The following is a 3,043-nucleotide window of genomic DNA, read 5'->3' as shown; positions in this document are numbered from 1 at the left end:
CGGGATCGTCGCCGCCGCGGCGGGCGCGCCCGGCCTCGGACCGCAGGCGCAGGAAACGCTGCCAGTCGACCGCCTCGGGCACGATCTGGAACCGGTAGACCCCGGCTCGGGACATGAGCGCCGCTGGTGCCGCTCCCATCTTGCGCAGCCGGTTGCGCAGGCGCGTGAGGTTCGCGTCGATCGTGGACAGCGCCACCGACCTGCCGTCCCAGACCCGGTCGACGAGGGTGTCCCGCTCGACAGGGCGGTCGGGATCGACGCCGAGCGCCACCGCCAGAGCCAGTTCGCGCCCGGCGAGTTCCATGGGTCGACCGCCGACGCGCAGTTCGACGGGCCCCAGTACGTCAAGCTCCACCATCCACTCCCGTTGACCCCCGGGACTGCGATGATTCCCGGGATCGAACGGCCGCTATCCGGCGCGGTCCGGCCGATATCGGCGGGCACGTGCATCGGAGGATGCATACCGTCTGATGGGCTTATGACGTGCGGATATCGACCATCAGGGCATCGATCGACCATCATGGTGACATTTCCTTGTCCTGGAGGACAGCCAGGCGATCGGATCGTGGTCTGGTCGAGGCGTTACGAATCTACGACGTAAAGGTGGCGCTCGCGTGTGCCACACATACCGGCCGTAAGGAACATACGCTCACCCGTCTAGACTCGGCGATCATGAACCCCGAACACCCCATCACCCCCTCTTCCGCCCACGGCGCGGACTGACCGTGGACCCCGAGATCCTCGGCCTCCTGCTTCTGGTGGCCCTCGGCGCGGGCTGGGTCGACGCCGTCGTCGGCGGGGGAGGGCTCGTCCTCCTGCCCGCCCTGCTCGTCGCCTCCCCGGGCACCCCCCTGGCCACCCTGCTGGGCACCAACAAGCTCGGCGCCGTCTTCGGCACCGCCTCGGCCGCCGTCGCCTACGCACGGCGCATCAAGCTCGAACCGCGCGTGGTCTGGCCCACGGCGGGCCTGGCCCTGGTCGGCTCCGGACTCGGCGCTCTGCTGGCCACCGCGCTCACCGCCGACGTCCTCAAACCCGTCATCATGGTCGTTCTGGCGGGCGTGGCCCTCATGGTCTACTTCCGGCCCGCCATGGGCACCGAACCCAACCCGCGCCTGCGCACCCGAAACCGGGCCCTGGCCGCCGTCGCCCTGGCCGGGCTCGCCGTCAGCTTCTACGACGGACTCATCGGCCCCGGCACCGGCGTCTTCCTCATCATCGCCTTCACCGCCGTGCTCGGCATGGACTTCGTCACCGCCTCGGCCTCGGCCAAGATCGTCAACACCGCCACCAACACGGGCGCGCTCGTCGTGTTCGCCCTGGGCGGGCACATCCTGTGGGGACTCGGCCTGGCCCTGGGAGCGTGCACCGTCGTCGGCGCCCAGATCGGCTCGCGGATGGCCCTGAAGCGCGGCTCCGGGTTCGTGCGCACGGTCCTGCTCATCGTGGTCCTGGCGCTGCTGGTGCGCATGGGCTGGGACCTGTTCAGCTGACTCGGCGGCCCGCGTCCACGACCCACGGGAAACCGGAAGCCTCCTCGACGGCAACCCGAGGGCGGTGACCGAGCCCGTGCCGCCCGGCCGTGTCCGGACGCGCGGCGCGGGATACACGGCCCGATCCGCGTCGCGGGTTGGATTCCCAGCATGGACGGAGCCTCCTGCGTCGTCAGTTCCCTCGCCGCCGAGGGCATCGACCACCTCTTCATGGTCCCCGGGGGACTGAACGACCCCTTCATGCGGCCGATGACCGGGACGGAGGGCGTACGGACCATCGTCGCGGCACACGAGGGGGTGCCGCCTACATGGCCGAGGGCTACTCCCGCGCCTCGGGCCGCCTCGGGGTCGCGTTCGGCATCGGCGGGCCGGGCATCACCAACATGGTCACGGCGGTCGCCGCGGCACGGGCCGACCGCTCCGCGGTCCTGGCCATCAGCGGCGAGGTCGCGACCGGTACCGAGGGACGCGGGACGTTCCAGGACGCCAGCGGCGTCGCGCTGGACGACGTCTCCGTGCTCAGACCGGTCACGGCGGAGAGCCTCAGCGTGAACTCGCCGGGCAACCTCCAGCCGTACCTGCGCGTCGCGGCGCTCACCGCGCTGCGCGAGCGGGCGCCCGTCGGCCTCACACCCGTCCAGCGTGCCGTCGTCCACGCGGTCGACCACGTCGCCGACGACGCCGAGATCCCCGACGACGTCCAGAGCGTCCTCGTCGAGGCCGCAGGGGAGGCGGGCGTCGTCGAGGTCGTGGCTATCTGCGGGCTCTACGCGCTCATGGGCTACATGTGCACGGCGTTCGGTATCACGACCGAGCCCGGACTGCCGACTCCTCCCTGGTCGCGGGACCGACCCGGCGGCGGGTGAGGCCGAACCCCGTGCGGACCCCGCCGGTGTTCCCCGAAGGGGGTGTCCTCACGACGCGTTTCCCACGCGTCTGGACGTCGCCCGCTTCCGGGTTTGGGGTCGCCGGGCCGCCGGGTAGGGGCCGGACGCCGACACCGACCCGGAAGGGGCGCCCATGCCCGAGCTGATCGACCTGCACGCGACCGCCATGACCGAGTTCGACCACCGGGTCAGGCAGGTGGGCACGGCCGACTGGGCCCTTCCCACGCCCTGCGCGGACTGGGACGTCCACGACCTGGTCAACCACCTGACCACCGAACAACTGTGGGTCCCGCCCCTGCTCGGCGGCGCGCGCATCGAGGACGTGGGGGACCGGTTCGACGGCGACAACCTCGGGGAGGAGCCCGTGGCCACCTGGGCGGTGGCCGCCAGGGAGGCGCGCCTGGCCTGGCTGGCCCCCGACGCGGTGGAGCGCACCGTCCACCTGTCCGCGGGGACCGTCCCGGCGCGCCGCTACCTGTGGGAGATGACCTTCGACCTGGCCGTGCACGCCTTCGACCTGGCCCGGGCCCTGGGCGCCGACGAGCGGCTCGACCCCGTCCTGGTCTCCGAACTGTGCGACTGGGCGGGGGACCAGGGCCTCGGACCGGGGCCGATGTTCGACGAGCCCGTGGCGGTGGGGCCGGACGCCGCTCCCCAGGACCG

The 3,043-nt window shown here is 72.1% G+C and carries 3 protein-coding genes and 1 pseudogene; 3 read left to right on the top strand and 1 reads right to left on the bottom strand.

Annotated elements, in window-relative coordinates; genetic code table 11:
* Positions 1–358 (bottom strand): AfsR/SARP family transcriptional regulator (locus D471_RS0105285; protein WP_026127431.1); only part of this gene is annotated, 358 nt, incomplete at its 3' end.
* Between the two features lie 367 nt (positions 359–725).
* On the opposite strand from D471_RS0105285, the gene D471_RS0105280 reads away from it, so the two are divergent.
* The 3 genes and pseudogenes from D471_RS0105280 to D471_RS0105270 all read left to right on the top strand — a co-directional run.
* Entirely contained in the window at positions 726–1,493 is a 768-nt protein-coding gene (locus tag D471_RS0105280) for a sulfite exporter TauE/SafE family protein (protein WP_017597665.1), read from the top strand.
* 150 nt (positions 1,494–1,643) lie between these two features.
* A pseudogene (locus D471_RS0105275) lies at positions 1,644–2,359 on the top strand (thiamine pyrophosphate-binding protein).
* A gap of 154 nt (positions 2,360–2,513) precedes the next feature.
* Positions 2,514–3,043: TIGR03086 family metal-binding protein (locus D471_RS0105270; RefSeq protein WP_017597663.1), on the top strand; the 530-nt coding region annotated here is incomplete at its 3' end.

It is taken from the genome of Nocardiopsis lucentensis DSM 44048 (assembly GCF_000341125.1).
GTDB lineage: Bacteria > Actinomycetota > Actinomycetes > Streptosporangiales > Streptosporangiaceae > Nocardiopsis > Nocardiopsis lucentensis.
The sequence above is the reverse complement of the archived record's forward strand: the minus strand, read 5'-3'. Positions and strand labels throughout refer to the sequence as shown.